The 17,584-nt window shown below is 69.0% G+C and carries 16 protein-coding genes and 1 pseudogene; 7 read left to right on the forward strand and 10 right to left on the reverse strand.

The window, feature by feature from the left end; translation table 11 throughout:
• Nucleotides 1–158 (reverse strand): annotated as a pseudogene (locus tag BN11_RS26330) (IS1634 family transposase); the annotation flags it as partial.
• Nucleotides 159–422: 264 nt separating this feature from the next.
• Nucleotides 423–842, reverse strand: a complete 420-nt coding sequence (locus BN11_RS07115; protein WP_048696189.1) for a VOC family protein — start codon at nt 840–842, stop codon at nt 423–425.
• A gap of 36 nt (nt 843–878) precedes the next feature.
• Here BN11_RS07115 and BN11_RS25085 point away from each other — a divergent pair, with 36 nt between their 5' ends.
• Nucleotides 879–1,658 carry a HipA family kinase gene (locus BN11_RS25085; RefSeq protein ID WP_048700976.1) on the forward strand — a complete coding sequence of 260 codons (780 nt, stop codon included), beginning with the start codon at nt 879–881 and terminating at the stop codon, nt 1,656–1,658.
• Nucleotides 1,655–2,044, forward strand: a complete 390-nt coding sequence (locus tag BN11_RS25090) for a DUF3037 domain-containing protein (RefSeq protein ID WP_048696191.1) — start codon at nt 1,655–1,657, stop codon at nt 2,042–2,044. The genes BN11_RS25085 and BN11_RS25090 overlap by 4 nt, the downstream gene beginning before the upstream one ends.
• Before the next feature lie 10 nt (nt 2,045–2,054).
• On the opposite strand, the gene BN11_RS24645 is transcribed toward BN11_RS25090, so the two are convergent.
• The 6 genes from BN11_RS24645 to BN11_RS07160 all read right to left on the reverse strand — a co-directional run bounded on the left by BN11_RS24645 (nt 2,055) and on the right by BN11_RS07160 (nt 7,117).
• Nucleotides 2,055–2,300: a hypothetical protein gene (locus BN11_RS24645; RefSeq protein WP_048696193.1), complete on the reverse strand. Its 246-nt coding sequence runs from the start codon at nt 2,298–2,300 to the stop codon at nt 2,055–2,057.
• A gap of 554 nt (nt 2,301–2,854) precedes the next feature.
• On the reverse strand, nt 2,855–3,667 hold the full coding sequence (locus BN11_RS07140) for a TrmH family RNA methyltransferase (protein ID WP_048696195.1): 813 nt from the start codon (nt 3,665–3,667) through the stop codon (nt 2,855–2,857).
• Nucleotides 3,668–3,689: 22 nt separating this feature from the next.
• Nucleotides 3,690–4,463 carry a sulfite exporter TauE/SafE family protein gene (locus BN11_RS07145; RefSeq protein ID WP_048700978.1) on the reverse strand — a complete coding sequence of 258 codons (774 nt, stop codon included), beginning with the start codon at nt 4,461–4,463 and terminating at the stop codon, nt 3,690–3,692.
• A gap of 73 nt (nt 4,464–4,536) precedes the next feature.
• Nucleotides 4,537–5,742 (reverse strand): SPFH domain-containing protein, encoded by a 1,206-nt coding sequence (locus tag BN11_RS07150; RefSeq protein ID WP_083433592.1) that lies wholly within the window; start codon nt 5,740–5,742, stop codon nt 4,537–4,539.
• 117 nt (nt 5,743–5,859) lie between these two features.
• Complete coding sequence (locus BN11_RS07155; protein ID WP_048696196.1) at nt 5,860–6,324, reverse strand: NfeD family protein; 465 nt, start codon at nt 6,322–6,324, stop codon at nt 5,860–5,862.
• Between the two features lie 4 nt (nt 6,325–6,328).
• Nucleotides 6,329–7,117 carry an ABC transporter ATP-binding protein gene (locus BN11_RS07160; RefSeq protein WP_048696197.1) on the reverse strand — a complete coding sequence of 263 codons (789 nt, stop codon included), beginning with the start codon at nt 7,115–7,117 and terminating at the stop codon, nt 6,329–6,331.
• A gap of 71 nt (nt 7,118–7,188) precedes the next feature.
• On the opposite strand from BN11_RS07160, the gene argA reads away from it, so the two are divergent.
• Nucleotides 7,189–8,571 (forward strand): amino-acid N-acetyltransferase, encoded by a 1,383-nt coding sequence (gene argA / locus BN11_RS07165; RefSeq protein WP_235435399.1) that lies wholly within the window; start codon nt 7,189–7,191, stop codon nt 8,569–8,571.
• 108 nt (nt 8,572–8,679) lie between these two features.
• Here argA and glgA read toward each other — a convergent pair whose 3' ends face one another.
• Nucleotides 8,680–9,873: a glycogen synthase gene (glgA, locus tag BN11_RS07170; RefSeq protein WP_048696198.1), complete on the reverse strand. Its 1,194-nt coding sequence runs from the start codon at nt 9,871–9,873 to the stop codon at nt 8,680–8,682.
• Between the two features lie 113 nt (nt 9,874–9,986).
• Here glgA and glgC point away from each other — a divergent pair, with 113 nt between their 5' ends.
• From glgC to cphA, 4 genes are all read left to right on the forward strand, one after another.
• Complete coding sequence (glgC, locus tag BN11_RS07175; protein ID WP_048696199.1) at nt 9,987–11,237, forward strand: glucose-1-phosphate adenylyltransferase; 1,251 nt, start codon at nt 9,987–9,989, stop codon at nt 11,235–11,237.
• Nucleotides 11,234–11,905, forward strand: a complete 672-nt coding sequence (gene serB / locus BN11_RS07180) for a phosphoserine phosphatase SerB (protein ID WP_048696200.1) — start codon at nt 11,234–11,236, stop codon at nt 11,903–11,905. Before glgC ends, serB begins: the two co-directional genes overlap by 4 nt.
• Nucleotides 11,906–11,998: 93 nt before the next feature.
• Nucleotides 11,999–12,865, forward strand: coding sequence for a cyanophycinase (locus tag BN11_RS07185; RefSeq protein ID WP_048696201.1), 867 nt, complete (start codon nt 11,999–12,001; stop codon nt 12,863–12,865).
• A gap of 25 nt (nt 12,866–12,890) precedes the next feature.
• The gene (gene cphA, locus BN11_RS07190; protein ID WP_048696202.1) at nt 12,891–15,683 is read left to right on the forward strand and encodes a cyanophycin synthetase; all 2,793 of its coding nucleotides are present in this window, start codon (nt 12,891–12,893) and stop codon (nt 15,681–15,683) included.
• Here the strand turns inward: cphA and BN11_RS07195 are convergent.
• A partial coding sequence (locus BN11_RS07195; RefSeq protein WP_053084029.1) for a tetratricopeptide repeat protein occupies nt 15,680–17,584 on the reverse strand: 1,905 nt, incomplete at its 5' end. The two genes, cphA and BN11_RS07195, sit on opposite strands and share 4 nt — an antisense overlap.

The following is a 17,584-nucleotide window of genomic DNA, read 5'->3' on the forward strand; positions in this document are numbered from 1 at the left end:
TGCATCCGTGCCCGCGCGACCTCGAGCAGGGCGACCAGCTCAGCCGGCGTGCGTGCCGATCCCACGTGCTCAATCACGTTGTCGCGGTCCCCGACACGCTCAGCGATCTGCACCGCCGTGGCCCCCGAAGCGGTCGGGACCTTCCGCACAAACACCACGAGCACCGACCCTACCGGCCCGATTAGTGTGTCAACCTCGAAGCCTTCAAGCCGCTGACCAGCACAAACATCCGGCCCGACCCGGAATCACGCCAACGTGGCACGAGTCAGGCGACAGGCTCGTAACCCCTCCATCGAGTTTCGTCGCGGGCGGGCCCGAGGCCGGCAGCGCAGGTCACCGACCGGCTGCGGTCTCGGGCTCTCGCGTTATGTCGGGAGTCAAGGTCCTCCGGAGTCAGGTTGTCCGGAGTGAGGAATGCGGGATCAGGGCGCGGCGGCTGCGGGTGCGGCAGCGATGTTGACCATCCAGTGCACGCCGAAGCGGTCGATGAGCATCCCGAACTCATCGCCCCACATCTGCTTCTCCAACGGCAAAGTCACCGTCGCGCCCGATGACAGGCGATGCCAGTACTCGCGCAGCAGGTCGGCCTCCATCCCGCTCAGGCTGACCGCGACATTGGTGCCGACCACGTGGTCGGCGCCCCCGCCCGGTGGCAGATCGGACGCCATGAGGGTGAAGCCCTCGAGCGTGTCCAACTGGGCGTGCATGACGCCGTGGTTGCCGGGGTCGCCGAACTCGTCGAAGGTCGTGACCTTGACATGTCCCCCGAAGACGGCGGCGTAGAACTCGATCGCGGCCCGCGCCGTGCCATCGAAGGTCAGATAGGGATTGAGTTTCGCCATGCGATCAACCCTATGCGCGCGGCATACTCTGGCGCGATGACTGCCCAGCTTCGCCTCGACCACGTGCGTGCCACCCGCTACGTCACGCCCCTGCGCGAGGGGGGCAGCCTGCCGGGCATCGTCGAGGCGGACGATCTCGGCACCTATGTCGTGAAGTTCCGCGGCGCCGGGCAGGGGCTGAAGGTCCTCGTGGCCGAGGTCATCGTCGGTGAGCTCGCCCGAGCGCTCGACATCCCGACCCCTCGGCTCGTGACCGTCGACGTCGCCAAGGACATCGCCAAGTACGAGGCGGACGAGGAGGTCCAGGACCTCCTCAACGCCAGCCTCGGCGACAACCTCGGCGTCGACTTCCTGCCGGGCGCTTTCGGGTATGACGGGTCGCGCCCCGCTGCTCCCGAACTCGCCGCCGACATCATCTGGCTCGACGCCTTCACCGCCAACGTCGATCGCACGTGGAACAACCCGAATCTGCTTGTCTGGCATGGGCAGACGTTCACCATCGACCATGGCGCCGCGCTTTACTTCCACCATTCATGGCCCCGGCGGGCTCCGGACGCCGGCCGGTTCGCCTCGCAGCCCTTCGACGCCTCCGGTCATGTGCTGGCCGATATCGCCGCACCGGTCCCCGAGGCGCACGCACGGATCGCCCCGCGCGTGCCGGACCTGATCGACGCCGTCATCGGCGCGGTGCCCGAGGCCTGGCTGGAGCCGGCCGACGGGGTCCCCGACCTCGCGGGCGTGCGCGCGGCATACGCAGCGCATCTGCGGGCCCGCCTCGCCGGCGCCGCGGCGTGGCTGCCGGGAGGTGCCCGGTGATCCCCTACCAATACGTGACGCTGCGCGTGGTCCCCCGCGTCGAGCGGGAGGAATTCGTCAACGTGGGGGTGGTGCTCTTCGCCGACGAGGTGGGCTTCCTCGATGCGGCGTTCGAGGTCGACGAAGACCGGCTGGGCGCGCTCTTCCCCGCGCTCGACCTGGGCGCGGTCGAGGCGTCCCTCGCCGTGGTTTGCGACGTATGCCGCGGTGTCACCGGCCGTGGACGTCCCGAACTCCCCACTGCCGGAAAACGATTCGGCTGGCTCGCCGCTCCGCGCAGCACTGTCGTGCAGCCCGGGCCGCGGCACGGCGGTCTCGCCGCCGATCCTGCCGTTGCACTCGAGAAGCTGCTGGACCGCCTGGTCCGGCGGGCGCCGATCCGCTAGCGCCGCGCCGTCAGCCCCCCGCTGCGGAGAGGGCGTAGCTGAGGATGAACCCGAGGAAGAACATCGCCCCGAGGGTGACCGACTCTCGCTCCTCATAGGCTTCGACCAGCAGTTCCTCGACCACGAGATAGAGCAGTGCGGCCGCGCCGAAGGCAAGCACTGCGCTCATCACTGTGCTGCTCACCGAACCGAGGAAGAGTGCAGCGTCGATGGCGCCGATCGCGGTGATCAGCCCCAGTCCGGTACAGATGAGCACAGCCCGCTGTCTGCTGGCCCCCGCCTCGGTCAACTCGGAGACGACCGAGAGGCCGAGGAAGAGGATCTCCAGGGTTAGGGCGATGGTCAGGATGATGCCTTGAGTCGAGCCGAGGCGGACCCGAGCCCGACGAGCACGCCATCGAGGAGCAGATCGACCGCGATCGCCCCGAGCACGCCGATCGGCAAGGTCTTCGCCACGCCGGCGGCACCGCCTGCCGCCGAAGCGATCCCTTCGGATGGGCTGCGGCGGCCACGGCGGCCGCTTCCTCGCTATGCCGGCCGTACTCCCCGAGCGCCCGCACAAGGACCGCCCCGGCGACGAAGCCGACGATCGTCCACAGCACGTGCCCCTCGTCACGCAGTTCGGGCATGATCTCACCGACCAAGGCGGCATTCACAACCCCCGCCGCGAAGTGCTGCACGCCGCTGACCACCCGCGGGCCGGGTGGTCTCACGGCGGCCACCAGTGCGCCGATCGTGGATGCGGCGACGGGGAAGGCAACGAGACCGGCGGCCGTGGCAACGAGACTTATGTTCTCATGTGAACACTGCTCAGGGCTGTGTGCGCAGGGCCCACGCCGCGACCGCCGCAGCGGCAGCGACGTTGAGGGAGTCGACGCCGCCGGCCATGGGGATCCGCACGACCTGATCGACGTGCGTCAGCGTGCGCGGGTGCAACCCGTCGCCCTCGGTGCCGAGCACGAACGCCAGCCGCTGGGGCGCGTGCGCCGCAAGCTCGTCGAGCGAAAGCGACTCATCCCCCAGCGCCATTGCGGCCGTGACGAAGCCGAGGTCACGCAGGACGGCGAGGCCACCTGGCCACGGGTCGATTCGGGTCCAGGGCACCTGGAAGACGGTGCCCATGGACACGCGAATCGCCCTGCGGTAGAGCGGATCCGCGCACCTGGGCGTCACGAGCACCGCATCCACGCCCAGCGCCGCGGCCGACCGGAAGATCGCCCCGACATTGGTGTGGTCGACGATATCTTCGAGGATGAACACCCGACGGGCCGTGGCCAGGACCTCGCTGAGCCCCGGGAGCGGCCGGCGCTGCATGGCCGCCAGCGCCCCGCGGTGCAGGTGGAAGCCGGTCAGCTGCTCCAGCGTCTGTGCCGGCCCCCAATAGACCGGCACTCCGCCCGCCTCCGCCTCGGCGACGAGATCACCCAGGTCGGTGAGCCACCGCTCCCCCATCAAATAGGACCGTGGCCGGTAGCCCGCCGCGAGCGCCCGACGGATCACCTTCTCCGACTCGGCGATGAACAGACCGCGCTCCGGCTCGGCGCGCGTGCGGAGGGCGACATCGGTCAGCCCGACGTAGTCGCGCAGCGCGGGATCGTCGAGCGAGGTCACTTCGATGGGCACGCGGGTCCTTCGCAGGCGGTGGTCAGGGGAAGAAGATGATCTTGACGATGCCGACCACACCGATCGCGATGATGATGGCGCGCAGGATGGCCGGCGGCAGCCGGCGCCCCACCCCGGCGCCGATGAATCCGCCGATGAAGCTGCCGACGCCGATCAGGGCGGCGACCCCCCAGTCGACCTGCTCGGGCGCTGCGCTGACGAAGACGACCGCGGCCACGAAGTTCGCCGTGGACGCCAGCACGTTCTTCCAGCCGTTGAGTTCCTGCAGGGTCCCGTGCGCGAGCGTGGAGAGCAGCCCCATGAGGATGACACCCTGCGCCGCCCCGAAGTAGCCCCCATACATTGCGGCGAGGATGAGTCCGACGACCAAAGCGGGCGCCTGCCAACGCGGCATCGCACCCGTCTCCTGATGGTGCGCTGCGCTCCACCGCTGCAACCGCGGCCCGAAGATCACCATCAACAGGCCGAACCCGATCAGGATCGGCACGATCTTGCGGAAGGCCTCGGCCGGCAGCACGAGCAGCAGCGCCGCACCCACCGCCGCACCGACCACCGACCACGGCAGCAGCTTCAGCAGCGGACCCCAGCGGCCGCGCAGTTCCCGCCGGTATCCGTAGGCGCCGGCGATCCCGCCGGGCAGCATGCCGAGGTTGTTCGAGACGTTCGCCGAGACGGGGGGCACCCCGAGCAGCAGCAGGATCGGGAACGTGATGAGGGAACCCGAGCCGACGATGGTGTTGATGGTGCCGGCCCCCACGCCCGCGAGCACCACGAGCACCGACTCCCAGAACGACACCCGCACACCCTAATCAAGGGTGTGCGGGTGGCGAAGGTCGCGTCCGCGGGTATGCGGTGCGGTCCGGTGCGCTTCAGCCCTTCGGTGGCGCGGTGGGCGGCTGCGGCGCCACGCTCTGCCCGGGCTCGCCCACCTGCGGTTCCGCGACCTGCGGGAGCTGCGGCTCGCCATACGGGAATTGCATCGGCTGGGTCGCCGGGGGCGGCAGCTGCGGCTGCGTGTCCGGGGCGGGCTGCACGCGCGGGGCGGGCGCGGCGTGCTCGTTGGCCTCGTTCTCGACCTGCCCGGCCTGGCCCCGCGCCTCGGCCAGCGCCTTTGTGGAGTCCTCGAGCTCGGTGCCCGCGAAGGGGTTGCTCAGCTCCTCGCCCGGGTCGACCCACTCCTCGTCCTCCTCCGGCCCCGGGGCGGTGTTGACTCCGCCGAGGGTGTTGCCGATGCCGCGCAGGGCGTCAGTCAGCTCCGAGGGGATGATCCACATCTTGTTCGCGTCGCCGCGGGCCAGCTGCGGGAGGGTCTGAAGGTACTGGTAGGCGAGCAGCTTCTGGGTCGGCTTGCCACGGTGGATCGCGTCGAAGACCTGCTGGATGGCACGCGCCTGGCCCTGCGCTTCGAGGATGCGGGCTTGAGCCGAGCCCTCCGCCCGCAGGATCGAGGACTGCTTCTCGCCTTCCGCAGTGAGGATCTGGCTGGCCTTGACACCCTCGGCGTTGAGGATGGCGGCGCGCCGGTCCCGCTCCGCCTTCATCTGCTTCTCCATCGACTCCTGCACCGACATCGGCGGGTCGATGGCCTTCAGCTCGACGCGGTTGACGCGGATGCCCCACTTGCCGGTCGCCTCGTCGAGAACGCCCCGCGGCTGCCCGTTGATCTGGTCGCGGGAGGTCAACGTCTGCTCAAGGTCGAGCGATCCGATGACGTTGCGGAGCGTGGTGACGGTCAACTGCTCGATGCCCTGGATGAAGTTGGCGATCTCGTAAACGGCCGACTTCGCGTCGATCACCGAGTAGTAGATGACGGTGTCGATGTTCACGACCAGGTTGTCGGAGGTGATCACCGGCTGCGGCGGGAACGAGACGACTTGCTCGCGCAGGTCGATATTGGCGCGCACCTTGTCCACGAAGGGCACCAGGAAGTGGATGCCGCCTTCGAGGGTGCGTGAATAGCGACCCAGCCGCTCGATGATCAGCGACGTCTGCTGCGGCACGATCCGCACCGTGCGCACGACGACGATGACGACGAGGAGGAGGAACAGGATGAGGACGATGATGCCCGGTTCCATGGTGACTACTTTCTGTTCTGCTGATGTGAACGGCCCGGTGGCCGCCCCCTTCACACGATTTGAGTGGTATGCCGCCGCTCCGGTTCCCTCGGGGTGTCACCGGAGTCGCGCGGACGCCTAGCGATCGGTGATCGCCTTCTCGGCACTGACGATCGCGGTGGCGCCGTGGATCGCCACCACGCGCACCTCCTCGCCGGCCTCGCACACTCGCGCGCCGTCGGCGAGACGCGCCGACCAGAGTTCACCGCCGAGCTTGACCCGGCCGTCATACTCCGTGACCGCCTGGACCACCTGGGCACTGCGACCCACGAGCGAGGACGCCCCGATCCCGTGATCGCTGACGCCCTCGAGGAACCGGGAGCGCACCAGCGGACGGACGAGGAAGACCAGGAGGGCACCCACGACCGCGGCGACGATGACCTGAGCACCGAACGGTGCACCGAGGGCGGCAGCCAGCGAACCGGCGAGGGCGCCGCCGGCGAGCATGACGAAGACGAAATCGACCGTCGCGACTTCCACCGCGGCGAGCGCGATCGCCAGACCCAGCCACCCCAACCAGGCGTTGTCCTGCAACCAGTTCACGCCGTCACCTCTTTCCTGCGCGAGCGGTGTAGCGGTTGCCGAACTGATCGAGGATCAACGGCATACCGAAGGTCTTGCTGAGATTGTCCTCCGTGAGCGTGATCTCGAGGGGACCCTGCGCGACGATTTCTCCGTCCTTGAGCAGCAGCACGTCCGTGAAGTTCGGCGGGATCTCCTCGACGTGGTGGGTGATGAGGATCAGGGCGGGGGCCTCGACATCGCCGGCGATCTCGCCGAGGCGGGCCACGAGATCCTCGCGCCCACCGAGGTCGAGCCCGGCGCCGGGCTCGTCGAGGAGCAGCAGTTCGGGGTCGGTCATCAGGGCGCGCGCGATCTGGACGCGCTTGCGCTCGCCTTCGGACAGGGTGCCGTATGTCCGCTCGGCCAGGTGGTCGGCGCCGAGCGCGGCGAGCAACTCGAGGGCACGCCCCTCGTCCATCCGTTCGTAGGTTTCGTGCCAGCGGCCGACGACGCCGTAGGACGCGGTCACCACCACATCCAGGACGCGCTCGCGGCCGGGGATGCGTTCGGCGAGAGCGGCCGAGGCGAGGCCGATGCGGGGACGCAACTCGAAGACGTCGACGGCGCCCAGTACCTCACCGAGGATGCCCGCGACGCCGCCGCTGGGGTGCATGCGCCCGGAGGCGAGCTGGATCAGCGTCGTCTTGCCGGCACCGTTGGGGCCCAAGACCACCCAGCGTTGCCCCTCCTCGACCTCCCAGTCGATGTCCTTGACCAGGGCTTTGCCCCCGCGCACGACCGACACGCCGGCGAAGGCGAGGACGTCACTCATGCTCTCGACCCTACCTGCCGCCCGGCGTCCTCCCGAACGCGTGCGAGTGCGGCGTGGCTACGCTTCGGGCTGTGACCGATCACCCCGTCCCGCTGCGCGCGGTCGCTCCGCAGGACGCCGCGTCCTTGGACGCTGAGACGTTTGTCGCGGCCTTGCGTGGCGCCGCGCCCTATGTGCACGCCCACCATGGGCGCACCGTGGTCATCGTCATCCCCGGCGAGGTGTGTGCCCGCGACGACATCGACCGGCTCCTCGGTGATATCGCCCTGCTGCACTCCCTCGGCGTGCGTCTGGTTCTCGTTCACGGCGCCCGGCCCCAGATCGACCGGGAGTTGGCGATCCGGGGGCAGGCGCCGGCATACAGCGGGGACCTGCGGATCACCGACGAGGCCGCGATGGAGGCTGTCAAGGCCGCGGTTGGGGTGCTGCGGATGGATCTGGAGGCGCGGCTCTCGGCGAGCCGGAGCGTCACGGTCAAGGAAGAGTCACAACCACGGGTCGTCGGCGGGTCGTGGGTGACGGCCAAGCCTGTCGGTGTGCGCGGCGGCGTCGATCTTCAGCTCACCGGCGAGGTGCGGCGCGTCGACATCACCCAGATCCGGCGTGCCGTCGAGCAGGACCAGATCGTGCTGCTCTCCCCGATCGGCTACTCCCCCACGGGCGAGACGTTCAACCTGCGCAATGCCGACATCGCCGAGTCGGTCGCCATCGGGCTCGGCGCCGACAAACTCATCTTCGTCATGGAGTCCGAACCCGGGCGCTGGCGCGCCGCCCTCGGCAGCGGCGACGCGGGGCAGCTGTCCCTGGCGTCGGCCGAACCCCTGGTGAGCCAGAGCGATCGCGAGCTGAGCGCGGAGGACCGCAACTGCATACGGGCGGGCATCGCCGCAGTGACCGGCGGCGTCGGGCGCGTCCACCTGATCGGGACACAAGGTCATTCGCCGCTGTTGCGTGAGCTCTATACGCGGGACGGGTCGGGGCTGATGATCTCCGACGACGACGACTACGAGTCGATCCGGCCGGCGCGGGTCGACGACGCCCGCGCCATCGCGGAACTCATCGCACCGCTGGAGGCGGCGGGGATCCTGCGCCCACGCAGCCGCGAGCAACTCGAGCTGGACATCGACACCTTCTCGGTCATCACCCGGGACGGGATGGTCATCGCCTGCAACGCCTTCATCGACTACCCCGACGACCACGCAGCCGAGTTCGCGTGCGTGGTGGTGCACCCGGCATACCGTCGGCGCGACCTCGCCGCGCACCTGCTGCGCCGAGCGCGCACGACGGCCCGGGCGCGGGGGTACCGGCGCCTGTTCGCCTTGACCACTGCCACGCCGCACTGGTTCCTCGAGCACGGTTTCCGCCCCGGCACCCCCGCCGACCTGCCCGCCGAGAAGCGCCGCACCTACGACCCGACCCGGGCCTCCCTCGTCCTCCTCCTCGACCGCCCCTGACCCGGCCCCCAAGGAACTTCTGCTAGCAGAGGTTAGTGAAATCAGCAGACCTCCCTAGGTGTGCTGATTTGACTTTCCTCTGCTAGCAGAGGTTCCTCGGGTCCGGGGTCAGCCGAGGACGGAGCGGTAGACCTCGAGGGTGCGGTCGCCGATGGAGGCCCAGGAGAACGACTCGACGGCGCGGGCGCGGCCGGCGAGGCCGAACTGGCGGGCGCGGTCGGGGTCGGAGACGGCCTCGTTGAGGGCGGCGGAGAGGTCGGCGACGAACTTGTCCGGGTCGGTCGGGGTGCCGGTGCCGTCCTGGACCTGCTCGATCGGGACGAGCCAGCCGGTCTCGCCGTCGACCACGACCTCGGGGATGCCGCCGGTCGCCGTAGCCACGACCGGCTGTTCGCACGCCATCGCCTCGAGGTTGACGATGCCGAGCGGCTCATAGACAGACGGGCACGCGAAAACCGTTGCGGCAGAGAGCATCGCCGTCACCTGAGCGCGCGGCAACATCTCCGGGACCCAGATCACGCCGTCCCCCCGCTGCTCCCGCAGGTCCGCCATCAGCCCCTCGACCTCCGCCATGATCTCGGGCGTGTCGGGGGCCCCGGCCAGCAGCACGAGTTGGACGTCCGGCGGCAGGTTCGCCGCCGCCCGCAGCAGATAGGGCAGCCCCTTCTGGCGGGTGATACGACCGACGAAGATGACCGACTTCTTGTCGGGGTCGACGCCGTGACGCCGGACGGTGTCGAGATCCGGATTGGGTTGCCACAGTTGCGAATCGATGCCGTTGTGGACGACCTTGACCTTCTCCGGGTCGATCGACGGGTAGCTGCGCAGGATGTCCTCGCGCATCCCCGCGCTCACCGCGATGACCGCAGCCGCCGCCTCATACGCCGTCTTCTCCACCCACGACGACACGCGGTAGCCGCCCCCCAGCTGCTCGGCCTTCCACGGGCGCAGCGGCTCGAGCGAGTGGGCGGTGATGACATGCGGCATACCGCCGAGCAATGACGCGACGTGCCCGCCGAAGTTGGCGTACCACGTGTGCGAGTGCACCAGGTCGGCGCCTTCGGTGCCGGCGACCATCGACAGGTCCACCCCCATCGTCTGGATGGCGGCGTTGGCGGAGGCGAGTTCGGCCAGGTCCGGGTATGCCGTGGTGTCGGCCTCGTCCCGCGGCTCGCCGAAGCAGCGGACCTGGACCGTCATGTCGCCCCGGGCTCGCAGGGCCCGGACCAGTTCGGCGACGTGCACCCCCGCTCCCCCGTAGATGGCCGGCGGGTACTCCTTGCTCAGAATGTCGACGCGCACATCTGCAACGTAGTCCCGTCGGCGACGTTCCGGCTACCGAAGGGCGAACACTCTCGGGCAATGTGAGCGGTTCCCCTCGCCGCAACGGTCGCCGAACCACTAGGTTCGGATACATGGCACCGCGTAAGGAAGCGAAGGTTCTCGTCATCGTCCTCGCCGGAGGCGAAGGAAAGCGCTTGATGCCGCTGACCGCGGACCGTGCCAAACCCGCGGTGCCGTTCGGCGGGATCTACCGGCTCATCGACTTCGCCTTGTCCAATGTCGTCAATTCCGGCTACCGGCAGGTCGTGGTGCTGACGCAGTACAAGTCGCACAGCCTCGACCGGCACATCACCAAGACGTGGCGGATGTCGACGATGCTCGGCGGTTATGTCGCCGCGATCCCGGCGCAGCAGCGGCTGGGCAAGAGTTGGTATGTCGGCAGCGCCGACGCCATCTATCAGTCCCTCAACACGATTCGCGACGAGAAGCCCGACATTGTCGCCGTCCTCGGTGCCGACCACGTCTATCGGATGGACTTCTCGCAGATGGTCGACCAACACCGCGAGACCGGTGCCGGCATCACCGTCAGCGCGATCCGCCAGCCCATCGAGCTGGCCGACCAGTTCGGCGTCATCGAGGTCGACGCCGAGGACACGACCAAGATCGTTCGCTTCCGCGAGAAGCCCACCGACGCCGTGGGCCTGCCGGACGCGCCGCACGAGGTGCTCGCCTCGATGGGCAACTACGTCTTCGACGCCGACGTGCTCGTCGACGCCGTCACCCGCGACGCCGAGGACGAGAACAGCACGCACGACATGGGCGGCGACATCGTGCCCTCCTTCGTCGACCAGGACCGCGCCTATGTCTACGACTTCAAGAACAACGCCGTCGACGGCGCCACCGAACGCGACCGCGGCTACTGGCGTGATGTCGGGACGCTCGACTCCTACTTCGACGCGAACATGGACCTGGTCAACATCAACCCGGTCTTCAACCTCTACAACTACGACTGGCCGTTGCTGACCTCCTATGGCGCGCTGCCGCCGGCCAAGTTCGTCCACGGCCACCACAACCGCTTCGGCGAAGCGCTCAACTCCATCGTCTCCCCCGGCTCGATCATCTCCGGCGCCCGCGTCACCGGCTCCGTCGTCGGACCGAAGGTGCGTGTCCACAGCTATTCGGAGGTGGCCGATTCGGTGATCATGGACAATGTGACGATCAACCGCAGTTGCCAGATCCGGCGCACCATCATCGACAAGGACGTCCAGATCCCCGAGGGCACGACGATCGGCTTCGACCTCGAGCACGACAAGGCACGTGGCTTCACCGTGACCGAGAGTGGCTTGGTCGTCATCGGCAAGGGGCAGACTGTCACCCCGTGACGGATCCTTTTGCCGCGCTGGCCGGTTATCCCCGCCTGCTCATCGTCAGTGACGTCGACTCGACCTTCATCGGTCAGGAGGTCATCGAGCTGGTCGCCCGGCGGGCCGGGACCGAGGAGGAAGTGGCCGCCGTGACGGAAGCGGCCATGCGGGGTGAATTGGACTTCGCCGCCTCCTTGCGGGCCCGCGTCGCCACGCTCGCCGGGCTGCCGGCGCGCGTCCTCGACGAGGTGCGGGCCGATGTCACCCTGACCCCGGGGGTGCACGAGTTGCTGGCGTGGGCGGCCGAGGAGGGCCATGCGGTGGCCCTCGTCTCGGGCGGGTTCCACGAGATCGTCGACCCGATCGCGCACAGCCTGGGGATCCGGTATGTCCGCGCCAATCGCCTCGCCGTCGCCGACGGACGGTTCACCGGCGAGGTGAGTGGTCCGATCATCGATGCCGCCGGCAAGGCGGTCGCGCTGCGGCAGTTCGCGGCTCGCGAGGACATCCCGCTCGGGGCGACGATCGCCATCGGCGACGGCGCCAACGACCTGGACATGATGGCGCTCGCGGGTCTCAGCGTCGCGTTCGCCGCGAAGCCCGTCGTCGCGCAGAGCGCGGACATCGCGTTGCCGGGCCCGCGGATCGACGACCTGGTGCCGCTGCTGCGGCTGGCGCGCGGTTAGGCCGCACGCGCCACACCCACGGTCTGGCGGTATGCCGCGAGCCGGCCTGGATGTCGAGCCCTCACCATCGCCTGCGCCGACTAGGGTGGGCCAATGCCCGATCGTGCCGCTCCCGCGACCAAGCTGCTGATCATCGGTGGCGCCGAGGATCGAGTGGGCAAGGCCAAGATCCTCAAGCGTTTCGTCAAGCTCGCCGGCGGCAAGTCCGCGCGGATCGTCATCATCCCGACGGCGTCGTCCTTCCAGGACGAGGTGGTCACGGCATACACCGAGGTCTTCACCCGGCACGGCGCCGAGTCCTGCGCCGTGGTCAATCCGCGCACCCGCATCGAGGCGGACGACGCGGCCCTCGCTCGGGTGATCGCCGAGGCGACGGGTGTCTTCATGAGTGGCGGCAACCAGCTCAAGCTCGCCCAGGTCTTCGCCGGCACGGCGGCCGGCGACGCCATCCTGCGCGCGCATCAGCGCGGCGCCGTCGTGGGCGGCACGTCAGCCGGCGCGTCGATCCAGAGCGAGTTCATGATCTCCCTCGGCGACGAGGGCATCACGCCACGGCAACGCTCAACCCAACTCACCCATGGCCTCGGCCTGCTGTCCGGGGTGATTATCGACCAGCATTTCGCGCAACGGCAGCGGTATGGCCGGTTGATGTCGATCGTGGCCAGCTCACCTGACCTGATCGGGATCGGGATCGACGAGGACACCGCGATCGAGGTGACCGATTCGCGCGAGTTCACCGTGCTGGGCCGTGGCGGCGCCTACGTCCTGGATTGCCGCCGGGCCCTGACCGACGCACCCGAGGCCCGCACCGGGGCACCGCTGCTGGTTTCCGGCGCGGTCGTGCATGCCCTCCCCGCAGGCTCGACCTTCGACATCGTCAAGCTGATGCTGGTCGACTTCGTCGAACAACACCCCGACCTCGGCGTCAGCGTGACCACTGCCGCCTCGTCCCGCCCCTGACCCCCCACCCCCCAAGGAGTCTGCCGTGAGCATCGATCGTCCCGCCCCCGCCGGACCCCTGGCCCCCGACCTGCGGATCATCGAAGAGCGGGTCTACCGCGGCGGCAATATCTGGTCCTATCGCCCCGCGGTCCATCTGGTCGTGGATCTCGGTGTCCTGGAGGGCTACCCGACCAACACCATTCCCGGATTCACCGACGGACTGCTCGAGCTGCTGCCCCGCGTCGGCGGCCACACCTGCTCTCGCGGGCACGAGGGCGGCTTCGGTGAGCGGCTGCGCGAGGGCACCTGGGTGGGGCACGTCGCCGAGCACGTCGCTCTCCAGTTACAACAGGAGGCCGGCCACGACGAGCGCCGCGGCAAAACCCGGATGGTCAAGGACCGTCCGGGGGTCTACAACGTGGTCTACGGCTACACCGACGAGGGCGTGGGCCTCTCGGCCGGCCGGCTGGCGGTGCGCCTGATCAATCACCTGATCGAGCCTGAGGACGAGTTCGACTTCGCCGAGGAACTCGAACTCTTCCTGCGCCGCGCCGAACGCACCGCCTTCGGACCCTCGACGGCAGCGATCCTCGAGGAGGCGGCGAGCCGGGACATCCCCTTCATCCGGCTCAACTCCGCGTCCCTGGTGCAACTCGGTCAGGGCAAGTACGCCCAGCGCATCCGGGCGACGATGACCTCGCACACCGGTGCCTTGGCGGTCGACATCGCCTCCGACAAGGACATGACGATCAAGCTCCTCGGATCCGCAGGCCTCCCCGTGCCGAAGCAGGAGACCTGTCGCACCGAGGACGGAGCGGTCGAGGCCGCCCGCCGCGTCGGCTATCCGGTGGTCGTCAAGCCCTTGGACGGCAACCACGGGCGAGGGGTCGGGCTGAACCTGGACAACCCCGACGACGTCCGCGCCGCCTTCGCCGTCGCCAAGGAGCAGTCCCGCAACGGCTGGGTCATCGTCGAGTCGTTCATCACCGGCAAGGACTACCGGTGCCTGATCGTCGGCGGCCGGATGCGGGCCATCGCCGAACGCGTGCCCGCCCATGTCATCGGCGACGGCACCAACACCATCGAGCAACTGGTCGCCATCACCAACGCCGACCCGCGCCGCGGCGTCGGCCACGAAAAGGTGTTGACCCGCATCGCCGTTGACGACGCAGCGATCGAGCGGGTCAAGGATCAGGGCTACGCGATGGACGACGTGCCACCCGAGGGCACGATGGTCAAACTGGCCCTCACGGGCAATATGTCGACCGGCGGGATCTCCATCGACCGCACCTTCGACGCCCACCCCGACAACGTCGAGATCGCCGAGGAAGCAGCCCGGGTGATCGGCCTGGACGTCGCCGGCATCGACTTCATCTGCCCCGACATCACCGCTCCGGTGCGCGAGACCGGGGGCGCGATCTGCGAGGTCAATGCCGCGCCCGGCTTCCGGATGCACACCCACCCCACGGTGGGCGAACCGCAGTTCATCGCCAAGCCCGTCGTCGACCTGCTCTTCCCGCCGGGGGCGCCGTCACGCGTGCCGATCGTCGCCGTCACCGGCACCAACGGCAAGACGACGACCTCGCGGATGATCGCCCACATCTTCAAGGAAACGGGCAAGAAGGTCGGCATGACCTCCACCGACGGCATCGTCATCGACGAGCGCCTCGTCATCAAGTCGGACGCCTCCGGGCCCCGCTCGGCCCGCATGGTCCTCCAGAACCCGCGTGTCGAGGTCGCCGTGATGGAGGTCGCCCGCGGCGGCATCCTGCGCGAGGGGCTCGGCTACGATCGAAACGACATCGCGGTCGTCACCAATATCGCTCCCGATCATCTCGGGATGAAGGGCATCGACACACTCGAACAACTCGCGGACGTCAAGGCCGTGATCGTCGAGGCGGTCCCCCGCGACGGCTTCGCCATCCTCAACGCCGACGACCCGCACGTGCGCCGGATGCGCAACCGCTGCTCGGGAAACATCGTCTGGTACTCCCTCAAGCCCGAGGACTCCAAAGAGCGGGCGTTCATCAATGCCCGGCTGCGCCGCGGTGGCCGGGCCGTCGTCCTCGATCGCACCGAACGCGGCGACATGATCGTCATCAAACATGGTTCTCGCTCAATGCAATTGGCGTGGACCCACCTGCTGCCGGCAACCTTCGGGGGCACGGCGATGTTCAATGTCGCCAACGCGATGGCCGCTGCCGGGGCGGCCTTCGCCGCGGGCATCGGACTGCACGAGATCCGGCAGGGGCTGCGCACCTTCACCACGAGCTACTACCTCTCGCCGGGCCGGATGAACCTCATCAACGTGCGCGGCATGGAGGTCATCGTCGACTACTGCCACAACGCTCCGGGCATGGAGGTGCTGGGCCAGTTCGTCGATCGTTATGCCGACCGCAAGGCCGCGACCTCCGAGTGGGGCAAGATCAGCCGGATCGGCATGATCGCCACCGCGGGCGACCGCCGCGACGAGGACCTGCGCGAGCTCGGCAGGGTCGCGGCAAGGTACTTCGACGTGCTCGTCGTCCGTGAGGACCAGCGGCTTCGTGGCCGTCAGCCGGGTGAGGCCGCCGAACTCATCCGCGAGGGCATCCGCGAAGCCGACGCTGCCGGCGGCGTGCGCGTCCGCGCGGCCGAGACCGTGCTCGACGAGGTCGACGCAGTGCGGCATTGCGTCGCCCGTGCCAACCCGGGCGACATCGTCGTGTTGTGCGTCGACAACCACGCCAAGGTGGTCGCGGAGCTGGAGACGATCACCCATTCCGCCCAGGCCGGTTCGAGCGGAGACGAGCCGGGCGACCCGGACTTCGACGCGCGCACCCACCCGGCGGGCTAGCCCTCCGCGCGTGCGCGCACCTCGTCCGCGTATGCCGTCAGTGCGCGTCGGTAGGCGAAGCTGTCGTCGTCGGTGGCCCGGGCAAGCAGTGCGTCGATCAGGTCGGCGACGCCCGTCTCCGCCTGCCCGGCGTCGAGGCAGGCCAGCGCCCGGAATGCGATGGCTGCCGCACTCTCGGGTCGTTCCGCGACGAGGGCGTCCAACAGGGTGACGGCTTCACCCGGCCGGCCGAGATTGCGCAGACTCGACGCGAGCTGGATGCGGGCCCGGTGCCGATGTGGCTCCGGAAGGCCGCTATCGAGCGCCTCCTCATAGAGGGGCACCGCGTCGGCTTCCCGCCCTGCGGCATCCAGCGTGCCGGCGTATTCGTAGGCGGCTCGGGCGTCGCCAGGCAATGCGCGATGCAGTGCCGCTGCTGCAGCGATCCGTGCCGACGCGTCGGTCATGTCCCAGAGATTCTCGAAGTCCTCCTCGCGCCGGTGCTTGCCCTGGGCGAGCTTGACCTTGCGGCGGATGTCCTCGGGCGCGTCGGCCCGTGCACCCCGCTCGGCCAGCCAGGCGACCATCTCGGCACGCTGCTCGTGAGTCATGACGGCGATCACGTCGCCGGCCCGCGCGTGCTCACAAAGCGCTTGCAGGGCAACGAGTTCACTTGGGTATGCCGCGACGTCGCCCACTCCCGAGCGCGCCAGTCCGGCGCCGAAGAGCACCTCGAAGTCGTGGGTGCTGCGACCGCGCAGATAGTGGTCCTTGTGGGCGATGACGACCTGATCGGCTCGCTGGCCGGCGATCTGCCCGAGCGCCTCCATGATCTCGTCGGTGCGGTCCCCCGCCGTCCCCAGGGCGAGCAAGACGCGACCTCCCGGGGCGGCCAGCCCTCGGGCGACGTCGAGCAGCGCCACCAGGCCCGCCTCGTTGTGGGCCAGGTCGAGGATGACCGACGCCTCGCCGTCGGATGCCGGGAGCGAGTAGATATTCATTCGCCCGGGATTGAGCCGGTCGTCCGGGTTGAAGCTGCGCAATCCCTCGACAACCGCCTCCATGGGTAGCCCGAGGCCCAGGCCGGCAGCCGTCGCCGCCAGCACATTGGCGGTGTTGTGCTGCGAGAGGCCGGCAAGTGTCGCCGGAATCTCGTTGAGTGGCAACACTTTCTGAGTCACAGCACCGGGCAGGAGGATGGTGATGTCGCCGTCGATGACCGTCAGCCCGCGCCCCTTGCGGTCGATGGCTTCGCGCAGCGCCGGCGTGGTCGGATCGAGCGCAAACGCCCACGGACGACCCGGAGAGTGCGCGTGCATGGCCCACACCCGGGGGTCCTCGCCGTTGAGCACGGTCCAGCCGCCAGGGCGGGTGACCGTGGTGACGATGGCCTTGACCTCCGCGAGCTGGTCAAGGGTGTCGACGCCCTGCATGCCCAGGTGGTCGGCGGACACATTCGTGACGACACTGACGTCGTTGTGGGTGACGCCCATCCCCTTGAGCAGCAGGCCCCCACGCGCGGTCTCCAAGACACCGATCTCCAGACCCGGAGTCTCGAGAACCCCCCGCGCCCCGGCCGGACCCGAATAGTCCCCCGGCTCGACGACCTCGCCCATGACGACGACGCCGTCTGTCGAACTCCATGCCGTCTTCTTGCCCGCGGTCATGGCCATGTGCGCCAGCATTCGCGTCGTCGTCGTCTTGCCGTTGGTGCCGGTGATCGACGCGACGGGCACCTTCGGACTCAATGCGGTCGCGGCGCTGCCGGGCGCGGTCTCGCGCATCCGCGCCCCGATTCCCGCGATGAGTGGCTCCGCATCGGCCCCCGAAAGCAGTTGGGAGAGAAGGGGCGCCAACGACTCGCCGAGGATGCGTGCGCGGGCGCGGCGGCGCCATACGGCTGCCACGACGACATCAGCGGG

Source organism: Nostocoides australiense Ben110, from assembly GCF_001050535.1.
Lineage (GTDB): Bacteria > Actinomycetota > Actinomycetes > Actinomycetales > Dermatophilaceae > Nostocoides_A > Nostocoides_A australiense.

Excerpts from the sequence above, each read along its gene's own strand:
- BN11_RS07150 (WP_083433592.1), bottom strand. The coding sequence starts at position 5,742 with ATGGAACCGGGCATCATCGTCCTCATCCTGTTCCTCCTCCTCGTCGTC.
- BN11_RS25085 (WP_048700976.1), top strand. The coding sequence starts at position 879 with ATGACTGCCCAGCTTCGCCTCGACCACGTGCGTGCCACCCGCTACGTC.
- BN11_RS07185 (WP_048696201.1), top strand. The coding sequence starts at position 11,999 with ATGCCCGATCGTGCCGCTCCCGCGACCAAGCTGCTGATCATCGGTGGC.
- BN11_RS07115 (WP_048696189.1), bottom strand. The coding sequence starts at position 842 with ATGGCGAAACTCAATCCCTATCTGACCTTCGATGGCACGGCGCGGGCC.
- BN11_RS07160 (WP_048696197.1), bottom strand. The coding sequence starts at position 7,117 with ATGAGTGACGTCCTCGCCTTCGCCGGCGTGTCGGTCGTGCGCGGGGGC.
- glgC (WP_048696199.1), top strand. The coding sequence starts at position 9,987 with ATGGCACCGCGTAAGGAAGCGAAGGTTCTCGTCATCGTCCTCGCCGGA.